General features: G+C 56.9%; 23 protein-coding genes. 6 read left to right on the top strand and 17 right to left on the bottom strand.

The window, feature by feature from the left end; all coding sequences use genetic code 11:
• Window positions 1-56: 56 nt before the first annotated feature.
• From AC2D8O_RS10255 to AC2D8O_RS10215, 9 genes are all read right to left on the bottom strand, one after another.
• Window positions 57-893, bottom strand: coding sequence for a DUF4249 domain-containing protein (locus AC2D8O_RS10255; RefSeq protein ID WP_484678724.1), 837 nt, complete (start codon window positions 891-893; stop codon window positions 57-59).
• A gap of 5 nt (window positions 894-898) precedes the next feature.
• Window positions 899-3301 carry a TonB-dependent receptor gene (locus AC2D8O_RS10250; RefSeq protein WP_484678723.1) on the bottom strand — a complete coding sequence of 801 codons (2403 nt, stop codon included), beginning with the start codon at window positions 3299-3301 and terminating at the stop codon, window positions 899-901.
• A gap of 184 nt (window positions 3302-3485) precedes the next feature.
• Window positions 3486-3914: a nucleoside-diphosphate kinase gene (gene ndk / locus AC2D8O_RS10245; protein ID WP_484678722.1), complete on the bottom strand. Its 429-nt coding sequence runs from the start codon at window positions 3912-3914 to the stop codon at window positions 3486-3488.
• A gap of 103 nt (window positions 3915-4017) precedes the next feature.
• The gene (locus AC2D8O_RS10240) at window positions 4018-4725 is read right to left on the bottom strand and encodes a PrsW family glutamic-type intramembrane protease (protein ID WP_484678721.1); all 708 of its coding nucleotides are present in this window, start codon (window positions 4723-4725) and stop codon (window positions 4018-4020) included.
• A gap of 80 nt (window positions 4726-4805) precedes the next feature.
• Window positions 4806-5252 carry a hypothetical protein gene (locus tag AC2D8O_RS10235; protein WP_484678720.1) on the bottom strand — a complete coding sequence of 149 codons (447 nt, stop codon included), beginning with the start codon at window positions 5250-5252 and terminating at the stop codon, window positions 4806-4808.
• Window positions 5253-5411: 159 nt separating this feature from the next.
• The gene (locus AC2D8O_RS10230) at window positions 5412-5990 is read right to left on the bottom strand and encodes a UbiX family flavin prenyltransferase (RefSeq protein WP_484678719.1); all 579 of its coding nucleotides are present in this window, start codon (window positions 5988-5990) and stop codon (window positions 5412-5414) included.
• A gap of 107 nt (window positions 5991-6097) precedes the next feature.
• Window positions 6098-6268 carry a hypothetical protein gene (locus AC2D8O_RS10225; RefSeq protein ID WP_484678718.1) on the bottom strand — a complete coding sequence of 57 codons (171 nt, stop codon included), beginning with the start codon at window positions 6266-6268 and terminating at the stop codon, window positions 6098-6100.
• Window positions 6269-6331: 63 nt separating this feature from the next.
• Window positions 6332-7663: a cryptochrome/photolyase family protein gene (locus AC2D8O_RS10220; protein ID WP_484678717.1), complete on the bottom strand. Its 1332-nt coding sequence runs from the start codon at window positions 7661-7663 to the stop codon at window positions 6332-6334.
• A gap of 54 nt (window positions 7664-7717) precedes the next feature.
• Window positions 7718-9532, bottom strand: a complete 1815-nt coding sequence (locus AC2D8O_RS10215) for a M61 family metallopeptidase (RefSeq protein ID WP_484678716.1) — start codon at window positions 9530-9532, stop codon at window positions 7718-7720.
• Between the two features lie 64 nt (window positions 9533-9596).
• Here AC2D8O_RS10215 and AC2D8O_RS10210 point away from each other — a divergent pair, with 64 nt between their 5' ends.
• A complete protein-coding gene (locus AC2D8O_RS10210; protein WP_484678715.1) occupies window positions 9597-10982 on the top strand; it encodes a M20/M25/M40 family metallo-hydrolase in 1386 nt (461 codons plus the stop codon).
• Between the two features lie 75 nt (window positions 10983-11057).
• Here AC2D8O_RS10210 and AC2D8O_RS10205 read toward each other — a convergent pair whose 3' ends face one another.
• Entirely contained in the window at window positions 11058-11417 is a 360-nt protein-coding gene (locus AC2D8O_RS10205) for a hypothetical protein (protein WP_484678714.1), read from the bottom strand.
• 36 nt (window positions 11418-11453) lie between these two features.
• Complete coding sequence (locus AC2D8O_RS10200) at window positions 11454-12272, bottom strand: segregation and condensation protein A (RefSeq protein WP_484678713.1); 819 nt, start codon at window positions 12270-12272, stop codon at window positions 11454-11456.
• Window positions 12273-12451: 179 nt separating this feature from the next.
• Here AC2D8O_RS10200 and AC2D8O_RS10195 point away from each other — a divergent pair, with 179 nt between their 5' ends.
• From AC2D8O_RS10195 to AC2D8O_RS10185, 3 genes are read left to right on the top strand one after another with little or no spacing between them, the layout of a single operon-like run.
• Window positions 12452-13192 (top strand): ABC transporter ATP-binding protein, encoded by a 741-nt coding sequence (locus tag AC2D8O_RS10195; RefSeq protein WP_484678712.1) that lies wholly within the window; start codon window positions 12452-12454, stop codon window positions 13190-13192.
• 53 nt (window positions 13193-13245) lie between these two features.
• On the top strand, window positions 13246-15765 hold the full coding sequence (locus AC2D8O_RS10190; protein WP_484678711.1) for an FtsX-like permease family protein: 2520 nt from the start codon (window positions 13246-13248) through the stop codon (window positions 15763-15765).
• A 4-nt stretch (window positions 15766-15769) separates the two neighbouring features.
• On the top strand, window positions 15770-16963 hold the full coding sequence (locus AC2D8O_RS10185; RefSeq protein WP_484678710.1) for a lipocalin-like domain-containing protein: 1194 nt from the start codon (window positions 15770-15772) through the stop codon (window positions 16961-16963).
• Between the two features lie 3 nt (window positions 16964-16966).
• Here the strand turns inward: AC2D8O_RS10185 and pdxH are convergent, their stop codons facing one another.
• Window positions 16967-17644, bottom strand: coding sequence for a pyridoxamine 5'-phosphate oxidase (pdxH, locus tag AC2D8O_RS10180; RefSeq protein WP_484678709.1), 678 nt, complete (start codon window positions 17642-17644; stop codon window positions 16967-16969).
• 85 nt (window positions 17645-17729) lie between these two features.
• Between pdxH and cutA the strand changes: the two genes are divergently transcribed.
• Entirely contained in the window at window positions 17730-18056 is a 327-nt protein-coding gene (gene cutA / locus AC2D8O_RS10175) for a divalent-cation tolerance protein CutA (RefSeq protein WP_484678708.1), read from the top strand.
• Window positions 18057-18058: 2 nt separating this feature from the next.
• Here the strand turns inward: cutA and AC2D8O_RS10170 are convergent, their stop codons facing one another.
• From AC2D8O_RS10170 to AC2D8O_RS10155, 4 genes are read right to left on the bottom strand one after another with little or no spacing between them, the layout of a single operon-like run.
• Window positions 18059-18724: a DUF1684 domain-containing protein gene (locus tag AC2D8O_RS10170; RefSeq protein WP_484678707.1), complete on the bottom strand. Its 666-nt coding sequence runs from the start codon at window positions 18722-18724 to the stop codon at window positions 18059-18061.
• Window positions 18725-18730: 6 nt separating this feature from the next.
• Window positions 18731-19963, bottom strand: a complete 1233-nt coding sequence (locus tag AC2D8O_RS10165) for an NAD(P)/FAD-dependent oxidoreductase (protein WP_484678706.1) — start codon at window positions 19961-19963, stop codon at window positions 18731-18733.
• Window positions 19960-20568, bottom strand: a complete 609-nt coding sequence (locus tag AC2D8O_RS10160; protein ID WP_484678705.1) for a hypothetical protein — start codon at window positions 20566-20568, stop codon at window positions 19960-19962. The genes AC2D8O_RS10165 and AC2D8O_RS10160 overlap by 4 nt, the downstream gene beginning before the upstream one ends.
• A complete protein-coding gene (locus tag AC2D8O_RS10155) occupies window positions 20568-21590 on the bottom strand; it encodes a pyruvate dehydrogenase complex E1 component subunit beta (protein ID WP_484679311.1) in 1023 nt (340 codons plus the stop codon). The genes AC2D8O_RS10160 and AC2D8O_RS10155 overlap by 1 nt, the downstream gene beginning before the upstream one ends.
• 134 nt (window positions 21591-21724) lie before the next feature.
• Between AC2D8O_RS10155 and AC2D8O_RS10150 the strand changes: the two genes are divergently transcribed.
• Window positions 21725-22189: an Mpo1 family 2-hydroxy fatty acid dioxygenase gene (locus AC2D8O_RS10150; protein ID WP_484678704.1), complete on the top strand. Its 465-nt coding sequence runs from the start codon at window positions 21725-21727 to the stop codon at window positions 22187-22189.
• Here the strand turns inward: AC2D8O_RS10150 and AC2D8O_RS10145 are convergent.
• Window positions 22183-22728 carry a GtrA family protein gene (locus AC2D8O_RS10145; RefSeq protein WP_484678703.1) on the bottom strand — a complete coding sequence of 182 codons (546 nt, stop codon included), beginning with the start codon at window positions 22726-22728 and terminating at the stop codon, window positions 22183-22185. The two genes, AC2D8O_RS10150 and AC2D8O_RS10145, sit on opposite strands and share 7 nt — an antisense overlap.
• Between the last annotated feature and the right edge of the window lie 20 nt (window positions 22729-22748).

Raw genomic sequence — 22748 nt, 5'->3', positions numbered from 1 at the left:
TAACGGATGCGTTTCCCCGAGGCCGGGGGTAATGCGCTAAGATACGACAGAAGCCATTACGGAACCGGAATAATCACCACCTTTTGCCGTTTGGAGAGTGCCGTGAACACCCCAATTCCGCCCGTGATATTGGAGCGTACGGTACTGGGCTCGCGGAAGGGGTTATTGTTGCCGCTGACAGCGCCACGAACCGAACGGTAGAAGTCATAGTATGACTGTGTGGTATGGTAGAGCTCCACTTTTACGGTGTCGCGGGGCTGCCAGCGGAAGGGGGTAAAAGTGAAGTCGACTTCGGCTCCTCCACGCTGTTGGTCGTCGCGGGCAAAAGTGAAGACGGAGTCAGGCTTGCCGGGTTCGCTGAAAACGAAGCGATAGTAGTTGATGGCGCTGCGGTCAGGGTCTTTCCATTCTACATTCAGCTGTGCCTCGCCACGGTCAAATGCCGGCTTGATGGTGTCGATGCTGACGGGGCGCGGCATGGTAGTGGTACCCGTGATGCGCTTGCCGTCGGGTAGCACAATGAGCAACTCGTACGTGGCGCCGTAGTCGGCCGGGATGGGCGTAGCCGAGCGATACTCGCCCGTTCGGAAGTAATTGCCGGGGGTATTGGCTGGCTGAAAGGTCAGGGGCAGGGTTGTGCCGTTGTAAGAGATGGAGACATTGGCTCCTATTACCACAGGCAGAAGCTCGGGCGTTTCGAAGTAGGGAATGGTTGTCGTCAGGCTCAAGTGTGCCAGCGAGTCGGGCTCAAGGTAGCATTCCACCACATAGTCTGGCGGGCCCTCTGGCAGGTCAATGTCGATATTCTGTTCAAAGCTGCCACAGGCGGTCAGCAGCAGGGTTTCCAAGCCCAATGCTGCCGCGATAAGGGTGTTGCGGAAAAAGCGTGTCATTGGGCTCAGAACTTGAAATTCCAGGTAAGTGAAGGAATGAGCGGAAAGAGCGAAACCACCTTGGCCTGGTAGCGGACAATCTGCCCTGCGCTGTTTTCTTCACCTTCTATGTAGAAAAAGAAGGGGTTGCGATAGTCGTAGAGATTATAGATGCTGAGGTTCAGTTCGCTGCTGCGGGTAGGCTTCTTGGGCCGGAACTTCCAGGTGACAGAGAGATCGGCCCGGTGGTAGTTAGGCATGCGGTAGCTGTTGCGGTCATAGTAAGTGCCTACAGCCTGCCCTGGGATGAAGATGGCCGCAGAACCCGGAGGGCGGACAACCGTGCCACTGCCTGCGCCATCAAGGTCGAAGAATGCAAAGCGGTCTTTGGGTACCGTAACGGCCTCGCCGGTGCGGAAGACAAAGGTGAGGGTGGCTGACAGGCGGGGTGTAAGCTCGCGGGTGACTACGACGGAAATATCGTGGCGACGGTCGTAACGGAAGGGGAATACACGGCCCTGACCGGGGGCACCATTTTGCCCGATGTTGAGGTTGGGGAAGAGGCGGTCGGTCCAGGAAAGGGTATAGGAAATCCAGCCGGTGGTTTTGCCTTCTCGTTTTTCGGCCAGAAACTCGGCTCCATAGCTGCGCCCTTCACCGAAGGTAAATTCCTGCCCCAGGTTCTGGTTGGCGAAGATGTTGGCGCCATCGCGCAGTTCTACCTGCGAGTACATCTTCTTGTAATACAGTTCAAGGTTGAGCGTTACGCCCCATTTGGGCAGAATGCGTGTTACGCCAGCGGCTATCTGATCGGAGTACTGGGGGGCTACCTGACGGGTGGTAGGATACCAGATGTCGGTGGGCAGCGAAGCCGTGCTGTTGGTGGCAAGGTGCACGTATTGATACATGCGTCCGATACTTGCCTTTGTTGCCCACTTTTCATTGAACTGATAGCGCGCCGCCATGCGTGGCTCCAGCCCGCCATACCATACGCCGTCGGTCAGGAAGCCCGACAGGCGAATACCTGGGTTCAGCGACAGCTTATCGGAAATATCAATGTCATCAGACAGGTAGGCCGCAACTTCCTGTCCGTACAGGCGCTGGGTAAAAGAAAAGTTGGTGCCAGTAGAGCTGTTTTCGCTGTCGAGCCCACTGGGCGTGAAAATATGATATGTGTAATTGACACCGAACTTCACGGTGTGCTTGGGGGTAGGGAACCAGTCGAAGTCTACCTTGGCTGCTACGTCCTCTATGCTGGAGAACAGGCTCTGGGAGAACGAGGCAAAGGCAGTATTGATGTCGTATTTGTAGTTGCTGTAAACCAGCGTGGTGTTGGCAAAGAGACGCTCGGAGAACAGGTGGTTCCAGCGAAGAGTGGCAGTAGTGTTTCCCCAGCCAAAATCGAAATTGAAGTTCTCTGACCTGAAACCGAAGATGTCGCGGCCAAAGTAGCCCGACAGGAAGAGGCGGTCGCGCTTGCCAAGTTCGTAGTTGGCTTTCAGGTTCAGATCATAGAAATAGTAATCTGGAATGGGATTGAAATCCCGGTTTCCTTCATTGGCTCTGTTGACGATACGGGTGAAGATGTCTACGTAGGTGCGTCGGCCAGATACAATGAAAGAACTGCGGCCTTTCTGGATGGGGCCTTCAAATGTGAGGCGACTGGAAATAAGACCAATGCCGCCCGAGAAGGCGTAGTCTTCCTGGTTGCCTTCGCGCAGTTGTACATCGAGAATGGAACTGAGGCGGCCGCCGTATTTGGCGGGGAAGCCTGCCTTGTACACCTGCAATCCCTTCACGGCATCGGGGTTGAAGATGGAGAAGAGACCGCCGATGTGAGCTGCGTTGTAGACGGTGGCTTCGTCCAGCAGAATAAGGTTCTGGTCAGAGCCGCCACCGCGTACATAGAAACCTGCCGTGGCCTCGGTGCCTACTTTAATCCCCGGCAGCAATTGCAGCACTTTCAGGGGGTCAACTTCTCCGAAAATGGCAGGCACAGACCGGATCTGGGAAATCGTCAGGCGGTTGGCGCTCATTTGGGTTTGCTCCACAGCGTCCTGAATACGCTCGCCAGTGATGACTACTTCTTCCAGCTGGCGACCTTCGGGCATCAACCGAACCACGGCACTGCTGTCAGCCTTGAGGTTCACTGCCAGACGTACGGGGGTGTAGCCGACATAGGAGAACGAAACGGTTGCAGGTGTGCTGGCGGGCACGGCGATGGAATAGAACCCATAGGTGTTGGAGGTTGCCCCAATGGGGGTGCCTTCTACCCGAACAGTGAGGCCGGGCAGTGCCTCGCCATTGGAGGCGTCTCGCACATAGCCACTTAGCGTTCGGGTTTTTGGCCGTTCGGGTTTGCTGGAGGTTTGCGCCAGCGCGGCAAGGGGCATCAGTGCAAACAGGCCCAGGAGGATAAAATTGCGCAAAGGGGCAAGCAGTTGAGTGTGGAAGAGCGCGAAGCCTGTAGAAGAATGCACGAAGCTGTCCGTTAGTTTCGCCAACAAGACTAAAAAATCGTTAACAGAAATTGACAGTATCAGGCTGTGCAGAAACGAAAACACCTGTGTGCAGAAAAGCACACAGGTGTAGCGCTTGCGAAAGGGGGGCGACTTAAGACGCCGATACCATTTCGAGTTCAGCGAAGAAGAAGCGGCTTTCGCGAATGGCGTTTTCGTCGCTGTCGGAGCCGTGAATGGCGTTGGCGTCGATGCTCTTGGCGAAACGGGCACGGATGGTACCAGCTTCAGCCTTGGCAGGGTCGGTGGCGCCTACGATTGCACGGAAATCAGCAACGGCATTTTCTTTCTCCAGCACCAGCGGAATGCAGGGGCCTGAGGTCATGAAGCTGACGAGGTCCTTGAAGAACGGGCGCTCGCGGTGGATGTCGTAGAACATGCCAGCACTGTGCTCATTCAGTTGCAGCAGCTTCATCGCGCGGATTTTGAAGCCTGCAGTTGTGATCTGGTCCAGAATCTGGCCAGCATAGCCGTTGCGCACAGCATCCGGCTTGATGATCGAGAGGGTGATGTTACCTGCCATGTGAGCGGTTGGGATTGTCCCAAAAATTGGCCGCAAAAATAGTGCTAATTCTAACTGACAGTTAACTCAATGTCAAAAAAGTAGTTAGCGGCCTATTTTTCTTCTAAACCCAGGTGTCGGGTGGGGGGACACCTGGGCGATGGGGCGAGTTGTCGTTGTGAATGCGGATGGCTTTGTACGAGAGCCAAACCCCCACCAGCAGCGAGATAAGGGCGCCCAACGCCAGCAGCTGATAGTTGTTCTGCATCAGAAAGTAGTCGTAGGCGCCATGGAAGCCTGCGGCAACAAGAAAGCCTGCCATCAGCAGTTTCCAGCGCGAAGCTGGGCGGAATTTGGCCAACCCCACAAAGTAGCCCATCAGGATGCCAAAGGTCGCATGGGCAGGCACTGCGGTGAGCATCCGCATGAAGGCTACACCCAGACCTCCCTGGTATACATACAGCACGTTTTCAAATGTGGCAAAGCCCATCGCCGCCATCACGGAGTAGGTGATGCCATCATAGGGCTCGTTGAAGTCGCGCTTGGGGTAGGCGAAGAAGAAGAGGACGGCAAACTTGCAATATTCCTCTATCAGCCCGGCCAGCACAAAAGCGTCAAAAGCGGGTTTGCCCATGAAGGAGTAGAAGGTGGGCGCTACGTTCTGCATCATTTGACCCAGAAAGACGGCTGGCAGGGTACAAAGCACGCCTAGAAAGAAGGTCTTGGCCAGCAGGTGCAGCGGCTCCTTCTCGAACTTGTCCATGTAGAACACATAGATCATGATCGCCAGGCCTGGGGCGATAGCCAGCGCAATCAGAAGCATAGCATTCATGGGGCAGGAGGGTTGGGGCCCTGAAAATACAAAAAGCCGACCAGTACGTCGGCTTTTAACAGTATCAGGTGCAAAGCAGCTTACTTATGCTCCTCTACAGTGATTTCGTAGTTCTGGGCGGTGTTGATGGAGAGATAATACTCGCCTTTGCCTTCGAGGAAGGCGAAATCTTCATCCGCGCCATTAACATTGGCGATTATTTCAGACACGTTCTCGTCATTCTTATCGTAGAGAATGATGATGAACTCTTCGTCGGGATTCTGTGCCGACGGCTTGGTGCGCCAGCGGATTTTCCATTCGTTGCCGGAAATCTTGAAATGCTTGGTCTTGGTGGTCTTTTTGTTCTTGACCGACAGGACCTGCTTCCACTTTGGCTTCACCTTCAGTTCGCTCCGGCCAATGGAGCCTTCCATCAGAGTGCCTTTCTCGGCTTTGTCAGCTGCTTCCTGCTGGCTCTCCTGAGAGCAGGAAACCAACGTCAGGCACAGCAGGGAAACCCAAAAAAGGCTGGCAATGCGGTGCATCATACGGAAATAATAGAGTTGGGCCGGCAGGTGGTAGAGGACAAACCGGACAATACAAAACTAGCAGGACTGGCTTCCACTCGTAGGCCGAAAGTGGGGAATGTATTCACACCCGTCCGAGGCTTGTCGGGAAACCCGTCAACAGTGTGGACAAGCGATTGGCTACTGGTCTTCGCCCCACCGGTATACATTTCCCTGGGGCAGAGGCAGACCCATGAGGTCCAGTACGCGGTGTACCACGGTGTCGGCCAGGGCGTCGAAGCTGTCAGGTCGTGAGTAAAAAGAGGGGGAGGCCGGCAGAATGATGCCCCCTGCCATGGTCACTGTCCGCATGTTCTCGATGTGCATGAGGTTGTACGGCGTGTCGCGCACTACGCAGATAAGGCGGCGGCGCTCTTTCAGGATAACATCAGCAGCGCGGGTTGTGAGGTCGTCGCTGGTGCCAGCCGCAATACGGCCCAGCGTGCCCATCGAACAGGGAAGTATCACCATTTCTGTATAGCGGGCACTGCCAGAGGCAAAAGGCGCGAAGAAATCGCTGGTGCCATACACTTTATAGGGCAGTTGCAGAGTTTGTCCCAGCTCCTGTTCCCACACCGTGGGGGCATTACGACTGAGCACAACGCCCACCTCCAGCCGGGAACCGTCGGGGTCCAGGGCTGCCAGATGGTCGAACAGGCGTTTGGCATAAATGCTGCCACTGGCGCCTGTCACTGCAACTACGATTTTTTTCTTGTTCATGTTAAGGCGTCAACGGCGCAAAGCAGGTGGCAGGTTCCGTGCGCGGGATATATAAACGCAAAAAGCGCCAGAAGGCGCTTCGACTTGCGTATGCGTGACAAGGGCAATTAAGCCTTGGTGGCAGTAATTTTGGCGAGTACGCTATCCAGAACCACTTTATTGGCTTCCTGAAGCGATTTTTCTACGCCACGAGCGGGGGCGTTGTTTTTGCGCGCCTGAAGCTTCAGCTTCATACGCACGGCCAGAAGGAGGTTACGGCGTTGCAGGGCTTTTCCCATGACGTGAAAGTTTGAGGGTGCAAAGATAGGAACTTGCGGTATCTGTGCAATCTTTTTTACTGATTAGCGCGACAATACCCGCTTGAACGTCTCCAGCGCCCGCTCGCGCGCCTGGCTGTGATCTACCATCGGCTGAGGGTAGCGACTGGTGCCCAATTCGGGCAGCCATTTGCGTATGTACTGTTGTTGTGGGTCGAACTTCTCCTGTTGTGATGCCGGGTTGAAGATGCGAAAGTACGGTTGGGCATCGCAGCCGGTTCCAGCGGCCCATTGCCAGCCCCCGTTGTTGCTGGCCAGATCATAATCCAGCAGTTTTTCCGCAAACCAGGCTTCGCCCTGACGCCAGTCAATCATCAGGTGTTTGGTCAGGAAGGACGCTACCACCATGCGTACACGGTTGTGCATGTAGCCTGTGGTAGCGAGTTCGCGCATGCCTGCATCTACCATGGGATAGCCAGTGGTGCCGGTTTTCCAGCGTTCGAGGTCTTCCGGTGCGTCGCGCCAGGGAATGGCGTCATATTCCGGTTTGAAGGCCCCGCCCACCACATGCGGGAAGTGCTGTAGCACCATCGAGTAGAAATCGCGCCAGATGAGCTCGTTGAGATACGCCTTGCTCAGCAGGTTGGCCCGGTTGGCCAGCGACCGGATGCTGACAGTGCCAAACCGCAGGTGTACACCCAGCCGGGACGTCCCTTCGGGTGCCGAAGGGAAATCACGTCGGGTGGCATAATAGCGCATCAGCGTGTCGGGGATGTACGAAGACGGAAAAAGTGCATCAGCGTCAGCTGAATCTTCGAAACCCATGTCGGCCAGACTGGGGATTGGCTCTACGACGGGTACTTTCAGCAGCGCGTCCAGGTTTTCTTCGGAGGCGAAGGGCTTCAGCATTTCCGGTGTCACTTTCTCCAGCCAGGCAGTTTTATAGGGGGTAAAAACCTTAAAGGGGGTTCCTAACTGGGTCATCAGCTCGCTGCCGTCAAACACCACATGGTCTTTGAAGTGGTGAAAGGAGGCACCTTGCTGCCTCAGAAGGCCTTCGATGGCTCGGTCGCGCTCAAGGGCGTAAGGCTCATAGTCGCGGTTGGTGTAGACAGCCTTGATGTCATATTGCTGCATCAGCTGTTCCCATATCTCCAGGGGCTTGCCGTGCTGAGCCACCAGCATACTGCCGCGTACGATGTAATCCAGCGCCAGGCGCGATGCATACCTGTGTATGAAAATGACGCGGTGGTCCAGATTGGGCAGGTGGTCAAGGATGTCGGTGTCGAAAATAAACACCGGCAGGACCTTCACTCCCTGCTCTTTGGCGGCTTTAAGAGCATGGTAAAGCCCGGCATTGTCATTGAGGCGCAGGTCGCGACGATGCCAAAAGGCAATGACAGCGGGTTTGTTCATGGATAGGCAGATCGGTTTGGCGCCGGATCGGTCGGCGCGTGTCTGAAAGATAGATTAAAACCTGCTACCAATCCACAGCTTGAGTGCATCGTTGGCAGGCCCATTCAGCGTCAATGTGTACGAGGGGTCAGCTGCAAGAATCACCTCGGCTTGGCGGGTCTCACCATTGCGCACAAAGGTCAATTGTAATTTATCGCCTGGCTTGCGGTCTTTTAGGGCCAAGGTGAGTTGGTCAAGATTGATTAGTTCATAATCGCCCAGCTTTTTGAGGATATCCCCTTTATCGATACCGGCAGCATAAAGAGCCGAGCCAACCTGCGTATAACCTGCTACCAACAGGCCACCATCCTTGGTTTGGTTGCCAGAGTAGCCCAGAAGCGGCCGTTCGGGGTTGGTACGGGCAAACTGCAGCCCCATTTTCAGGAAAAGAGAGACATAATCCGGTGCTTCCGAGCCGTGGATATATCGGGTGAAAAAGTCTGCCGCAAATGCGGGGTTTGTGACAGCTGCCAGCGCGTTCTGGACGTCTGCCAGCGTGTAGGGCTTTTCAGGCTTACCGTGTCGCTGCCACATTACCTGCATGAAGTTGTCGAGCGACTTGCCTGGAAACTGCGTGCGGATGCTCATGTCCAGTGCCATGGCAATGGCTGCTCCATAAGGGTAGTAGCTGAAGAATGTGGAGTTGCGGTTGGTGGGGTCTATGCTGACGCCCGCGTCTACGAACGGTGCCTGCCGACTCATGTAAACCGGGCCACCATAATTGCGGGCAGGAGATGCCAGAAAGAAGCTGATGCTTTGCCCCAGTATCTCGATGTACTCCTCCTTACTGTAAGCCCCGGCCCTGCGCAGGGCCAGGTCGTCGTAGTAGGAGGTGAAACCTTCGGCCAGCCACAGCTCGCCCGACATATTGGCGCGGTCAAAGGCGAACGGTTCCAGTGTGGCAGGACGAATGCGCTCGACATTCCAGCAGTGAAAAAATTCGTGGGATACCGTTCCTGCAAGCCCCATGAAATTCCGCGAAAGAGGAGCCGAGGAGGTTAGGCTGGTGCTGTTGCGGTGTTCCATGCCATCACCAGCAGCAGTCGGCATGTAGTTGGCGATGAATGTGTAGACGCCGTAATCAAAGGTGGGCAGTTCACCGAACACTGCCTGTTGTGCCCGTACGGCCCGCTGGGTTACTGCGGCCAGACTGTCAACCTCAGCCTCGGTGCCAGTATGGAGTACGGCCAGTCTGATGGTCTGCACAGGACCGGAGCCATCGGCTTTCTGGGGCATCTGCCAGCTGCGGATGGTGAAGGCGCCAAGGCCCACCGGGCTATCCATAAAGTATTGCAGATGGGGCGCGCTGTAGGTGCCGTCCTGTTCTTCTTTGAGCTGGGTAATGACCTTCCAGTCAGCACCTTCTGGGATCAGAAACCGCACTTTCCGTGGCCGCGCATCCAGGCCGGCCGGGTAGGCGAACGTGGCAGGAATGTTCAGGTGAGCATAGTTCTCCTGAATGCCGGCATAGGTGCCGTCGGCGCGGTCGCCAAAGAGTGTGTAGGTGAATACGATGGTGCCATCGTGGCCTGCTACCCGCCAGGAATAGGGGTCGGGGCGCTCCAATGTCAGCAATTTGCCTTTGCCATCTTTGGCCTGAACAGAATAGACGTTTTTGGCAAACTCATGTAGCGCGTAGCGGCCAGGTGAACTGCGCGCCATGCGGATGTCCTGGGCTTTGCCAGCGGTCAGGCCACTGACCGTCAGGGTGATTGCTGCCTCGTGGTGTACGCGGTTCTGAAAGCCGACCAGGTACTCGATGGTTTGCGCCAGCAGAACGGCTGGGGAAAGCGCCAGTGCCAGCAGGAGTGTGAGAAAGCGGACTTGCATGGCGTGAAGATGCAAATCGGGCCTCACACTTTTTCCACTTCTCCCTTTTTTGGTAGGTTTGGCTATGCACATCAGACGAACAATGGGGCTTTTGGCCCTGCTCACAGGGCTGGCGAGTGCTACGGCCACCGCCCAGACGCCCGACTCGGTTGTCATCCGAAAGATCTACGATGAGGTACTGACCAACGGCAAGGCCTATCCTCTCCTGGGGGACCTCTGCCTGAATATTGGCGCACGGCTGTCGGGCTCGCCGCAGGCCGCCAAGGCGGTAGAGTGGGGGCGTGCCATGATGACCCAGTATGGCTTTGACCGAGTATGGCTGCAGCCCGTTAAAGTGCCTCATTGGGTGCGCGGCGCCAAGGAAGAGTGCAGTTTCACCTCTGGCAAAGTGATGGTGAAGCTGAACGTGCTGGCGCTGGGCAATTCAGTAGGTACGGGCCCCAAGGGCATTTCTGCCGAGGTAATTGAGGTTCCTACCGTGGAGGCCCTGAAGGCAATGCCTGAAGAGCAGGTGCGTGGCCGGATTGTGTTCTTCAACAAGCCAATGGACCCGCGCAACATTACCCCCGGGACCGGCTATGGCCAGGCGGGCGACATCCGTCGTGCTGGCCCCTCGGTTGCGGCCTCTAAAGGCGCGGTGGCAGTGCTTACCCGCTCTCTGACCCAGGCGCTGGACGACCACCCCCACACTGGTGCCCTGCGCTATGATGAAGCCCAGCCCAAGATTCCTGCCGCGGCATTGGGCATCCAGAGCGTAGACCGGCTGTCAGCTGCCCTGAAAGCCGACCCCAAACTGAAAGTGTATCTCCGCACCAACTGCGAAATGCGGCCCGATGTCGACAGCTACAATGTGATTGGCGAAATCTCAGGCAGCGAGCGGCCAGAGGAAATTGTGGTGGTGGGTGGCCACCTTGACAGCTGGGACGTGGGCCAGGGCGCCCATGACGACGGCACGGGTGTGGTGCAGAGCATCGAGGCCCTGCGGGTGTTCAAGGCGCTGGGTATCAAACCCCGGCGTACCATTCGTGCGGTGCTGTTCATGAACGAGGAAAACGGCCTGCGCGGGGGCAATGCATATGCCGACAGCGCAAAGGCCAAGGGTGAAAAGCATATTGCCGCCATCGAGAGCGATGCCGGTGGGTTTACCCCGCGTGGCTTCGGTATCTCCGCCCCCAAAGCCATGCAGTTTGAACGAATTTTCGCCTGGCGCCATCTGTTCAAGCCATACCTGACCGATCAGTGGCGGAATGGCGGCGGCGGAGCTGACATTGGCCCGCTGGCCCCCCAGGGCACTGTTCTCATTGGCCTCAATCCCGATGGACAGCGGTACTTTGACCTTCACCACACCGATGCCGATACCTTTGACAAGGTAAACAAGCGTGAGCTGGAGTTGGGCGCTGCCGCTATGGCTTCGCTGGTGTATCTGCTGTCGCAGCACGGGGTAGAGTAACTACGATTTTCGCCAAAAAACAAAAAGCCGAAGCTGGAACTGAGCTTCGGCTTTTTGTTGATGTTGAGTTCGGCTCTATGCGCCGCCTGCCCGCGGCAGCACCACAAACATCAGTACGGTGATGATGACCAGCACAAATAAAATTGTGTACTGCAGAGTGGCGCGGCGCAGTAGTGTTTCGTTTGGGATGTCCCAATGCAGGCTGCGATTCAGCGTGGCATTCAACAGGTACAGTCCTCCGACAACAAAAAATCCTGTGATCCAGCCGACAATCATCCTGTTGATGGCGTAGCTCATTACGCCATAGGACAACTGCTCGGTGAGTTCTTCCTCGGTGCCCCAGAAAAACCCCGAAAGCGCCAACGTAAACAGCCCTCCCAGAATCAGAATCAATAGATTGTAAATCTGGTAGAGGGTTTTGTCGTGGGTTTCCATGTCAGTAAAGATAAGCCAGAGGTAGTACTGGCTGCCTCAGGCTGCTTCGGCTTCTGGCATGCGCATGAGCCAGAACTGGTTATGGCCCTCGCCTGCCACCACCTTCAGCCGACGCTGCTGCACCAGTTCCAGTATGCCCAGAAAGCTGAAAATGATGTACATAAGTTCGGCTCGCAGGGCTACGTAGGCGCCAAATTCTATCTTCTCCCATTTGTCCACCAGTTCCACTATCTCTTCTTTTACCTGCTCCAGAGTGTATGGATAGCGCTGGATGACGTGGCGCGGGTCCTGGTTTCGGGTCTGTGCTTTGCGGATGAGGCGTTCGTACACCTTAAAGAGGTTATACACCGAAAGGCCCACCAACTCGTCGCCGGGTTCGGGCTCATGGGTGTCATGCACATGGTTCAGCTCTTCGGTAGCATAGCCGCGGGTTTGCAGGGCGGCACGGTCCTGCTCTTTTTTCTCCAGTTCGTCGGCTGCCAGTTTGTAGCGTTTGTATTCCAGCAGGCGGTCTACCAGTTCGGTACGGGGGTCCACGTCTTCGCCTTCCACGGGCTTGGGGCGTGGCAGCAGCATGGCCGCTTTGATCTTCATCAGCTGTGCGGCCATCAGCATGAACTCGCCTGCCAGTTCTATCTGCTGGTCCTGCATCTGTTGCAGATACAGCAGGAAGTCGGACGTGATGCGCGAGATGGGGATGTCGTGTATGTTCAGTTCATCGCGCTGGATGAAGAACAGCAGCAGGTCGAAGGGGCCTTCGAACTGGGGCAGCTGTATCTGGTAGGCCTGCCCGAACCCCAGGCCTGAGGTGGGCGCGCCTATACTGGAGGGCTGAGATACAACAGTTTGCTGCATACTCAAAGGTAGGTGCCATGTACATGGTCTGGGCCGTCACTCTTCCACACTCATCCTAGGCGTGTGGACAACTCTATTCCCGCCGTCCTCTGCGTTATCTTTTGTTAGCTGGGTGCCCCAAACGCGGCAAAATGCGAGGTTTGCAAGAACCTATTCAAGCGAGTTAAGGTTGTATTAAAATGCCGCTCCCGTCATCTTCACGCCCCATTCTGCAGGTACGCAACCTGCACAAAAACTATTCAGAAGGCACCCACTTCCGCGCTATCCTACAAGGCGTAGACCTGGATGTGGCTGCGGGCGAAACGGTTGTGCTGTTGGGGCGCAGCGGCAGTGGCAAGTCTACACTCCTGAACATGTTGGGTGGCATGGACATGCCCTCCAGTGGTTCCATTCAGCTGGATAACCGCGAGTTTTCGCAGCTGAGCGAGAAAGAGCGCACGCTGGTGCGCCGCCAGAAAATCGGCTTTGTGTTCCAGTTCTTCAACCTCATCCCAACCCTCACGGTGTTGGAGAATGTAATGCTGCCGCTGGAACTGTTGAAGGTGCCAGCACAGGAGGCCACGTTGCGTGCGTTGGAGCTGTTGGCTGAGGTAGGCCTTTCCGAACGCGTGAACACCTATCCTGACCGGCTTTCTGGTGGCGAACAGCAGCGGGTGGCCATTGCCCGCGCGCTGGTGCACGAGCCTGCCATTGTACTGGCCGACGAACCTACGGGTAACCTGGATGAGAAAACGGCTGCCGGAGTGATAGAGCTGTTCGAGCGCCTGATTCGCCGCCGGGGCCGTACACTGGTACTGGTAACGCACGACCGTGGCCTCACCCGCCTGGCAGATAACTCTTATGAGATGCAGAACGGTATGCTGGTGCATCTGCCGGCTACGTCTGCACAGACACAGACAGCGCCGGAGGTGAGCCGATGAGCCGCTTGTTGTGGCTCAGTGGCTGGAGGCATTGGTTGCGGCACCCTTGGCAGTTGAGCCTGTCCATCCTGGGCATGGCATTGGGTGTGGCGCTTGTAGTAGGTATAGATGCTGCAAACTCGGCTGCAACACGGGCTTTCGAACTTAGTACCGACAGGCTAACTGGCAAGGCTTCACACCGGATTGTGGCTGTTTCTGGTACGCTGCCCGACAGTCTGTATCACACACTGCGCAACCGGAAGGGCCTCCGAAACACAGCCCCTATCGTAGAAGAGTATCTACAGGCTTCCGACACCTCCCGCCGTATGTTCCGGCTGCTGGGTGTTGATCCTTTTGCCGAGGCTCCGTTTCGGAATTATCTCGGTGAGCTGCGCGACTCCACCGTATTCCCACTGTCGCCACTCGTAGCCCTGCCGCGCACCATCGTCATGTCAAAGCTGGGAGCGCTGTCAGTTGGCGCCTCAGTTGGCGATTCACTTGCCTTCCGGCTGGAGGGGCGTACCATACGGCTCAAGCTGATTGGGCTGCTGGACCCCGCCGATGACTACACCCGCCGTGTCACCGAAAGCCTCATTCTCACTGACATTGCCACTGCGCAGGAAGTCAGCGGCCGAATTGGGCAGTTGAATCGGATAGACCTGCTGCTGTCGCAAACTGGCCCTTCGCTTGAACAGGAAGAGCAGCGCATACAGCAGTTGCTGCCACAGGGCGTGCAGGTAGAGCGTGCCGAAACCCGCAACGAACGACTCTCTGAAATGACGGCAGCTTTCCGCCTCAACCTGACAGCTTTGAGTCTGCTGGCGCTGGTCGTGGGCATGCTGCTGATCTACAATACCACAACGTTCGGTCTGGTGCAGCGCCTGCCGCTGATAGGTCTGTTGCGTGCCCAGGGTGTTACGGGTGGGGAAATCCGCCGGCAGGTGCTGACAGAAGTAGCGGCATTGGCATTTGTGGGGTCTGTGCTGGGCGCCGGAATGGGCATTGCTCTTGGGGCTATACTCACCAAGCTGGTGAGTCAAAGCATTAACGACCTTTACTTTGTACTGGAGGTACAGGCTGCCGGAGTTGAACCGTGGGTGCCGATCAAGGGGCTGCTGTTGGGGCTGGGCTGTGCACTGCTCAGCGCCTGGTTCCCAGCTGCTGCGGCTGCCAACATATCTCCACGGGCCACGCTCCTGCGTTCTGGCCTGGAGCAAGGGGTGCGTCGGTTCCTGCCCAGGCTGGTGCTTTATGCGGTGCTTTCGGCGTTTGTCGGCACCTTGCTGATGCTGTTTTCCGGCAAAAACATTGCGCTCAGTTATGTTGGCGTGCTGTCCTTTGTGCTTGCCTTTGCGTTCATAGTTCCGCCAATCACTGCCTTGGTTTCGCGGCTGCTGAAGCCAGTAATGAAACGTCTGTTTGGCCTGACAGGGGCGATGGCTGCGCGCGATGTGCATGCTTCGCTCAGTCGCACCTCAGTTGCAGTAGCTGCACTCACGGTAGCCGTGGCTGCTACCATTGGCGTCGGCGTGATGGTGCGTAGTTTCCGTACCACGGTTACCGTGTGGCTGGAAGCGGCACTGGATGCTGACGTATATCTATCGCCACCCACTCCGGTGGCGCGCCGCAACGATGCCACACTGCTTCCGGCGGTTGTACAGGCTGTACGCGAGATGCCGCAGGTACGTGCGGTACACACCATTCGCGGTATTCTGGTGGAGGTAGAGGGGAAAACAACACAACTGGTGGCGCTGGGCCACGAGGATTTGCGCACTTCTTCACTGCCGCCGGAGCGCATCCGTTTTGCCGAAGGAAATCCGGCAACAGCCTGGAAACAGTTCATGGCTGGGGAGGTGTGGGTTTCCGAGCCGTTTGCCTTCCGTTTCGGCAAAGCTGTCGGCGACTCCATTTCCCTGCCGACCGCTTTCGGTCTTCGGGCTTTCCGCATTGCGGGTGTTTTCTACGACTACGGTTCCGACCTCGGCATCGTCTACATAGACCGCCCGACGTATGAGCGCTGGTGGAACGATACTGGGGTGGGTGGCCTGGCCATCTTTGGCCGCGAGGGTGTAGACAGCGACAGCCTGACAGAGCTGGTCACGCGCACGACAGCAACCCTGGGCCAGGAGTTACAGGTGCGCAGCAACCGGAAGCTGCTGGCTACTTCGCTGGAGGTGTTCGACCGCACGTTTGCCATCACAGGGGCGCTGCGGCTGCTTACGCTGCTGGTAGCATTCGTCGGCGTGCTTAGTGCCATGCTGGCCCTGCAACTGGAGCGCAGCCGGGAACAGGCGGTGCTGCGGGCGGTAGGCCTCACACCCGGCCAGTTGCTGAAGTTGGGTGCGCTCCATACCGGACTCCTGGGGCTTGTTGCGGGTATTGCCGCCCAGCCACTGGGTCTAGCGCTGTCGTGGTTCCTGGTATTTGTCATCAACCGCCGCAGCTTCGGCTGGACACTTCAGTTTGAACCCAGCCCCGACCTGATGGTGCAGGGGCTCCTTCTGGCCATCGTCGCCGCTGTGGCCGCGGGCCTGTATCCTGCCTGGAAGCAGAGCAAAACCTCACCTGCGGCAGCGCTCCGCGAAGACAACTGATGCCATGATGAAACGTAAGGGTACCGCCTCTCTCTTCTGGATTCTGCTGGTGCTGTTGGGCCTTGCTTCCGGCGGCTGGTGGCTGCTGGCCGACCCCCCGCAGGCAATTACTTCCGGCAACCTTACCGTTGGCGAAGCGATGGCCAACAGCGATACACTTGGTTATGAACGCGCGCTTGCTGTACGACCCTTCCGGTTCCCTGCCGATCACGGCCCTCATGCTGGATTCAAGACCGAGTGGTGGTATTACACCGGCAATCTGGTATCGAAGTCCGGCCGACGATTCGGCTTTCAGCTGACCTACTTCCGGTCGGCTCTGATGCCTAAAGGCGTGCTTTCTTCCCGCAACAGTAACTGGGCTGCACAGGACTTATACATGGGCCACTTCGCTCTCAGCGACATACAGGAGAAGCGTTTCTTCTCCTTCGAGCGCTTTGCCCGTGGCGACAACCACAATGCCGGAGCTAAAGCGGCACCCGTTGCAGTGTGGCTGGAAGACTGGGAGCTGCGCAGTAGCAACTCTTCCGGCATTTTTCCCACTACAGTACATGCGGCCCAGGATGGCGTAGTCCTGCATCTTTCCGTAGACTCTCTCAAGCCGCTTGTGTTGCAGGGCGACCGTGGCTTGAGCCGCAAGAGTGCACAGGCGGGCAATGCCAGTTACTATTACTCCTATCCTCGCATGAGCGCAAAGGGGTTTGTGGTAGTGCAGGGCGATACCTTTGCCGTGGAGGGCACTTCGTGGATGGACCGCGAATGGAGCACCAGTGCGCTATCTGCCGAACAGGTTGGCTGGGACTGGTTCTCGCTGCAACTGGACGACAACACTGAGCTAATGTATTACCAACTGCGGAAGAAAGATGGCACGCCCGATGTTTCCAGTTCCGGCAGTGCAGTAGACGCACAGGGCCGGATTTCCAGTATTGCTTTCGGTGAGGCCGACCTGAAAGTAACCGACTGGTGGATCCACCCGAAAAGTAAAGTGCGTTATCCTTCGCAATGGACACTGACGGTGCCCAAAGACAAGCTGATCCTACAGATAACGCCGCAGCAACCCGACCAGGAGTTGCAGACGAGTATTCGTTACTGGGAGGGCGCCGTCAGCCTTTCCGGCACCCGCAATGGCAAGTCTGTGAAAGGCGTGGGCTACGTAGAGCTGACCGGCTACGATGCCGAGATGGCCGGGCGTGCACGCTGACACTCACGGCGCCATGCGGAACAGTTTCCATGTGCCATAGTCCTGCAATTCGTAGGCAATTCGGTCGTGCAGTCTGCTGGGACGCCCCTGCCAGAATTCCACCAATACCGGCCTTAAGGCATAGCCGCCCCAGTTGGCCGGGCGGGGAATGGGACCATCGCCGTATTGGGCTTCTATCTGTTTGAAGTATCCCTCCAGTTCCTCGCGCGAGGTCAGTGTGCGGCTTTGTGGCGAGGCCACAGCGCCAATCTGCGAACCCCGTGGGCGCGATGCAAAGTAGGCATCCGATGCCAAGGCTGATATCGGTTGGATAAGCCCTTCGATCCGAACCTGGCGCTCAAGCTCCGGCCAGAAAAAAGTGAGGCTGGCGTGAGGGTTTTCGTGCAGCTGGCGGCCTTTTCGGCTCTCGTAGTTGGTGAAAAACACAAACCCTTCACCAATAGAAAAACCCTTGAGCAGCACAATGCGGCCAGAGGGGCGGCCATCGGCATCGGCGGTGGCAAGGTGCATGGCGTTGGGCTCCTTGGGCCCGGCTTCCTGGGCCTGCGCAAACCACGCTGCAAACTGCTGGTAGGGATCTGCCGCTACATCGGTAATGTCCAGCGACGCCTGGGCATATTCCTGCCGAAGGTGTGCGAGGTTCGCTGTGGGTTCCTGATCGGGCTTGGGCGTATACAGCATGGCAGGGTAACAGTTGCGGGGCAAACTTAGTGCATCCTGTTTAATGGGGGCTGGACTTTCCGCATTCCGATTCGTAGTATGGAGAATGGAATTCCGGTTTCTCTATATCACGACGAAGGACAAGGCTGAGGCACAGTTGATTGGCCGCCGATTGGTGGAACTGCGCCTTGCCGCCTGCGCCAACATCTTCGACCAGATGGAATCCATATACTGGTGGGCAGACGAAGTACAGGAGAGCACCGAGGCAGTACTTATACTAAAGACTCGGGCCGATTTGTTGGATGCGGTGACCGAAGAAGTCAAGCGCCTCCACAGCTACAATTGCCCCTGTGTGGTAGCTATGCCCATCGTCGGGGGCAACCCTGCTTACCTTTCCTGGCTGGCCAGTGAAACCCGAGAGGCCAATCGCTAGGCTCAGTAGTACTGGCGGCCCAGTTTTTCGCCGGCCCTTACGGCCAGCGGCAGCGTATTTTCTTTTGGAGGCACAGGGCAGATATAGGCAGGGTCGTACACACAATAGGGGTGATAGGCCCGGTTGAAGTCCAGTGTCAGGCTGTCGGCTGAAAGCGGGATGGAGAGATAGCGCCCACCGCCATAGGTTTCGGTGCCCGAGGTGCTGTCGCGGAAAGCCACAAAAAGTACCTTCCGGTTCGAGCCCTCTTCCCACCAGGCTTTCAGACGCTGCTCCTGCCCATTCAGGCGGAAAACTACTGTTCCCGCGGAAACGAGGTCTACGCCTCCTTTGGCTTTCAGGCTTGTATCGACAGTGGCCTCAATGCCGCTTGCCAGCAGAATAACGCCCTTAACGCGTAATGCAGGGGCATAGGGATAATAGCTGAGCCCCTCAAACTCTTTGCGCAGCGAGTCGGGCAGGGGGCTGTCGTCGGCTACGCGGAAGCGGTGGTCTTTGCGTTCGCGGTCCTGCAGCACTTCGGTTTCTTCGGCCGTGGCGCCTTTGATGCCTGCAAGTTCACTGTCGTTCAGTTCGGTGGTGGGCCCTGTTCCCAGGTCCAGCACAAGAAACAACAACAGCGAGGCCATGGTGGCTCCGGCAATCAGCAGCAGCATGCGCTTGGTCATAGGGGCTCAATCGAAAAGCAGTTTCAGATAAAACGACGGCTGTTTCAGTTTCTGGCGCAGTTCTATGTCCTCAAACATTGAGGAGATGGTTTCGCGGAGGGTTCGGTTGCGTTGGGCTTTGTTCACCACGAAATTGAACAGCCAGGGCACACGCACCAGTTCCTGCATCACTTTGCCCAGTTGCAGTTCCGACCACAGGCGGTGGTATAAGGCATCGTCGTAAACCTTTAGGACGGCGGCCGATACATTGCCTGTTTCCAGGGCTTTCTGCACCACAGGCGCTGCCAGCAAGCCCGATATCATGGCATTGCCGATGCCTTCGCCTGTGAAGGGGTCTATCAGCGAGCCAGCGTCGCCCAGCAGCAGGTAGCCATCGCCGCTGATGCTCCGTTTCTTCGAGCCCAACGGCAGACCAAAACCCTGCACAGGGCCTTCCAGCACGGCGTTGGCAAAGCGCGGTTTCAACTCGGGGCTGTTTTCCAGCAGGGTGGTCAGCAGCGTTTTCAGGTTCACTTTTCGCCGCGACACGAAGTCCGACCGCATGCCCACGCCCACATTGGCCCGGCCATCTGGCAGCGGAAACACCCACAGATACCCCGGCAGGGCGTCTTTCACAAAGTGCAGCTCTATGAAGTTGTCTTTTTCCAGCCCTTCTACACCCCTGTAGTAGGCCCGTATACCCGCACAGTAATGTGCTGGTTCCACGGTAAAGCCATGCAGCTGTTTGGCCACCACACTGTGAGCACCATCAGCGGCCAGCACCAGCGGGGTGGTCAGCTCGCTGCCGTTGTCGAAGGTCAGTTGCATGCCTTCGCTTGTGCGCTGCACGGTTTTCAGGGCATGGCCGGTGCGTACTTCCACCAGTGGGTGGGCGGCGGCTTTCTGGAACAACCAGTTGTCGAAGTCCAGCCGCTTGGCAATGTAGCCGGGCGACATTTCTGCGGCTGCATTGTACTGCTGTTTGAAGGGCACGCGCACGTCTTTGCCATTGGGCGCCACGAATCTTACGCCCCATGAGCCTACATGAAACGGAGCAGTATCCAGTTCCTGCCGAAGGGCGGGGTCCAGTTTGTTCAGTACCTCCACCACTTTGCCGCTGAGGGCGTCGCCGCATATTTTGTCCCGCGGAAAGGTGGAGCGGTCGGTCAACAGGCTGGGAATGCCCAGCTTGGCCAGAAAAAGGGCGGCTGAACTGCCCGCAGGGCCAGCGCCAATGATGCAGGGCCGTGACTCTTTCATTCGGAAAGAGGGGTGTTATAGGTGAGTTTTACCAGTTGCCAGCCATCGGCCAGAGGCTCGTACTGCAACCCCAGTTGAAAAGCGCTGAATTCTACCTGTCGCAGTTGTTTGGTACAGTCGCCATTGGGGCAGTATAGATAGCCTCGGAAGCCAAATTCCGTTTTCTGGTAAGGGATAACAACCACTGGCAGATCCAATTCGCCTTTCAGAAGTTCCAACTGGGCATCACGGCACAGGGGGTTGGGCAGATGGCTGCTGAGATACCGCTGTTGCTGCCCAGCCTCACGTATGCCTTCCTTTTGAAGGGCCAGCACGGTGGCTTCCCAGTCGGCCCTGTATAGCAGGAGATACAGCCGGGGTACCAAAAACAGCCGATAGGCACCAAACACCAGCACCGGAAAGGCCAGAAGCAGTACGCCCCGCAGTATCCGTTTCTGGATGATGGCTACCACGCCTCCTGTGAAGAACACAAGAGGTGCCAGCAACAGAGCTACATCCAAAGAGTCGGCCAACTGGGTGGTGCTGGCCGCTACAATACAAACAAGGAGGGCTGCCACATACAGGGCAGCCCCAATCAGTTGAATGCTCCGGCTTTTGCCAGCCATTACTTGTAGGTTACTTCCTTCACGGCCTTTACCACGCGTTCTACGCTGGGCAGGTAGGCTGCTACCAGTGTGCTGGCGTAGCTCATGGGCACGTCGGCGCCGTTTACACGTACTACGGGGGCATCGAGGTGGTCGAATGCATAGCGCTGTACGCCGTAAGCTACTTCGCTGCTGACAGAGAACATCGGCCACGACTCGTCTACCACCACGCAGCGACCCGTCTTCATGACAGAGCGGACAATGGTTTCGAGGTCCAGCGGACGGATGCTCAGAATGTCGATGAACTCGGCATTAATGCCTTCCTTGGCCAGGGCGTCTACGGCATCTTTCACCACGTGGTACATTTTGCCGAAGGTCACGATGGTTACGTCGGTGCCTTCTTTTACTACCTGGCATTTGCCCAGTGGCAGCAGGTATTCGCCTTCGGGCACTTCGCCTTTGTGGCCATACATCTGCTCCGACTCCATGAAGATTACCGTGTTCTCATTGCGGATGGCGCTCTTCAGCAGGCCTTTGGCATTGTAGGGAGTGGTGGGGCTCACGACGATGAGGCCCGGCACCTGGCCATACCAGCTTTCAAAGCTCTGGCTGTGCTGGGCTGCCAGCTGGCCAGCCGAACCGCTTGGGCCGCGGAACACCATGGGGCAGCTGTACTGGCCGCCGCTCATGTTGTACATCTTGGCTGCGCTGTTGATAACGGCATCAATGGCTACCAGTGAGAAGTTGAACGTCATGAACTCGATGATGGGGCGAAGACCCACCATGGCTGCGCCCACACCGAGGCCGGCGAAGCCCAGCTCGGAAATCGGCGTGTCAATGACCCGCTTGGGGCCGAAGATGTCCAGCATGCCCTCGCTGACCTTGTAGGCGCCGTTGTACTCAGCAACTTCTTCGCCCATGAGGAACACGCGTTCGTCGCGCTTCATTTCCTCAATCATGGCCTCGCGCAGGGCCTCGCGGAACTGTATGGTACGCATGCGGTGCGTTTGCTTGGGTTGAGTTGGTGCACGCCGGGGTTGGATGCCACCCCAAACGTGCGCCAAAGATAGTAAAACACCCCTACCTGCAAGCCGTTTCCCTTACGTTCGTTCGCTCCTGTGTGTCCGGCTTCTCGCTATCTTGTAGACAGCGTCACCTCTTTTCCCGTCTCACTGTCATGAAAACTGCCGACCAATGGTTTGCCGAATACGGCGAGAGCCACCAGAACAGCACCAATAAGCTCATTCACTGGATCTGTGTGCCGCTCATTTATTTCAGCATTCTGGGCCTGCTCTGGAGCATTCCGCTGCCTGCGGCCATTCAGGTGCATCCGGCCATCAACGTGGCCATGCTGCTGCAATTGGTCGCCTTGGTGTTCTACTTCCGCCTCAGCCCCATGCTCGGTATCGGCATGACAGTTTATACAATGGTCATGGTGGCCATTCTGGCACGCATGCAGCTGGAGGAATTCAATATTCCCCTCATCTGCGCAGGCATTTTCGTGGGGGCCTGGGTAGGCCAGTTCATAGGCCACAACATCGAAGGCAAAAAGCCCAGTTTTTTCAAGGACCTGCAGTTTCTGCTGATCGGCCCCGCGTGGCTATTGCACTTTCTGTACCGACAGTTGGGTATCCGTTACTGAGCCTCTTCGCTAGTATCGGTGTTGCGTTTCACTCTGAATGTGAAATGCTTGTGAAATACAAAGCTGGCAATGCCAACTGTACCCGCCGAAATGCCTCTGGCCAGAACCGAGATAAAATCAGCGGGGAGGAAGGTGAGCAGCGGAAGCCAGTTCAGCAGCGCTTTGGTAAGGAAATGGTTCAAGAAGAAGACCACGATTACCACTACAAGGAAGCGGCTCAACTGTTCGCGCTTGCGGCCTGACGCTTCCTGAAACACCAGCAGTCGGCTTACAGCAAAGTGTACGATGCCTCCCAGCGTGTAGCTGATGGTGAGGGAGAGCAACTCTTTGCTGGGCTTGAAGGCAATCCCCAGGTCGTAATAGGGCTGGCTGAAATAGAGGTTGAAGAGCACAGCAAAGACACACACATCTACCAGAGTGGCGATGCCAGCTGAGAAAATGTAGCGTACAAGCTGCATCTGCGCTACCTGTTTCAGGCGCTGGCTGGGAGAGGGCCTGGCGGGCGTCGGCGTGGGGTCGGCGTCGGTCAGTGGGTTCATTCCGACGTAAAGGTCGTAAA

Source organism: Pontibacter sp. T17, assembly GCF_057219875.1.
This window is presented reverse-complemented; position numbering and strand designations above follow the sequence as displayed.

Excerpts from the sequence above, each read along its gene's own strand:
- pdxH (WP_484678709.1), bottom strand. The coding sequence starts at position 17,644 with ATGCTGTATACGCCCAAGCCCGATCAGGAACCCACAGCGAACCTCGCA.
- AC2D8O_RS10240 (WP_484678721.1), bottom strand. The coding sequence starts at position 4,725 with ATGAATGCTATGCTTCTGATTGCGCTGGCTATCGCCCCAGGCCTGGCG.
- AC2D8O_RS10230 (WP_484678719.1), bottom strand. The coding sequence starts at position 5,990 with ATGAACAAGAAAAAAATCGTAGTTGCAGTGACAGGCGCCAGTGGCAGC.
- AC2D8O_RS10150 (WP_484678704.1), top strand. The coding sequence starts at position 21,725 with ATGAAAACTGCCGACCAATGGTTTGCCGAATACGGCGAGAGCCACCAG.
- AC2D8O_RS10215 (WP_484678716.1), bottom strand. The coding sequence starts at position 9,532 with ATGCAAGTCCGCTTTCTCACACTCCTGCTGGCACTGGCGCTTTCCCCA.
- cutA (WP_484678708.1), top strand. The coding sequence starts at position 17,730 with ATGGAATTCCGGTTTCTCTATATCACGACGAAGGACAAGGCTGAGGCA.
- AC2D8O_RS10170 (WP_484678707.1), bottom strand. The coding sequence starts at position 18,724 with ATGACCAAGCGCATGCTGCTGCTGATTGCCGGAGCCACCATGGCCTCG.
- AC2D8O_RS10255 (WP_484678724.1), bottom strand. The coding sequence starts at position 893 with ATGACACGCTTTTTCCGCAACACCCTTATCGCGGCAGCATTGGGCTTG.
- AC2D8O_RS10220 (WP_484678717.1), bottom strand. The coding sequence starts at position 7,663 with ATGAACAAACCCGCTGTCATTGCCTTTTGGCATCGTCGCGACCTGCGC.
- AC2D8O_RS10160 (WP_484678705.1), bottom strand. The coding sequence starts at position 20,568 with ATGGCTGGCAAAAGCCGGAGCATTCAACTGATTGGGGCTGCCCTGTAT.
- ndk (WP_484678722.1), bottom strand. The coding sequence starts at position 3,914 with ATGGCAGGTAACATCACCCTCTCGATCATCAAGCCGGATGCTGTGCGC.
- AC2D8O_RS10205 (WP_484678714.1), bottom strand. The coding sequence starts at position 11,417 with ATGGAAACCCACGACAAAACCCTCTACCAGATTTACAATCTATTGATT.
- AC2D8O_RS10210 (WP_484678715.1), top strand. The coding sequence starts at position 9,597 with ATGCACATCAGACGAACAATGGGGCTTTTGGCCCTGCTCACAGGGCTG.
- AC2D8O_RS10235 (WP_484678720.1), bottom strand. The coding sequence starts at position 5,252 with ATGATGCACCGCATTGCCAGCCTTTTTTGGGTTTCCCTGCTGTGCCTG.
- AC2D8O_RS10165 (WP_484678706.1), bottom strand. The coding sequence starts at position 19,963 with ATGAAAGAGTCACGGCCCTGCATCATTGGCGCTGGCCCTGCGGGCAGT.
- AC2D8O_RS10225 (WP_484678718.1), bottom strand. The coding sequence starts at position 6,268 with ATGGGAAAAGCCCTGCAACGCCGTAACCTCCTTCTGGCCGTGCGTATG.
- AC2D8O_RS10200 (WP_484678713.1), bottom strand. The coding sequence starts at position 12,272 with ATGCAGCAAACTGTTGTATCTCAGCCCTCCAGTATAGGCGCGCCCACC.
- AC2D8O_RS10145 (WP_484678703.1), bottom strand. The coding sequence starts at position 22,728 with ATGAACCCACTGACCGACGCCGACCCCACGCCGACGCCCGCCAGGCCC.
- AC2D8O_RS10185 (WP_484678710.1), top strand. The coding sequence starts at position 15,770 with ATGATGAAACGTAAGGGTACCGCCTCTCTCTTCTGGATTCTGCTGGTG.
- AC2D8O_RS10195 (WP_484678712.1), top strand. The coding sequence starts at position 12,452 with ATGCCGCTCCCGTCATCTTCACGCCCCATTCTGCAGGTACGCAACCTG.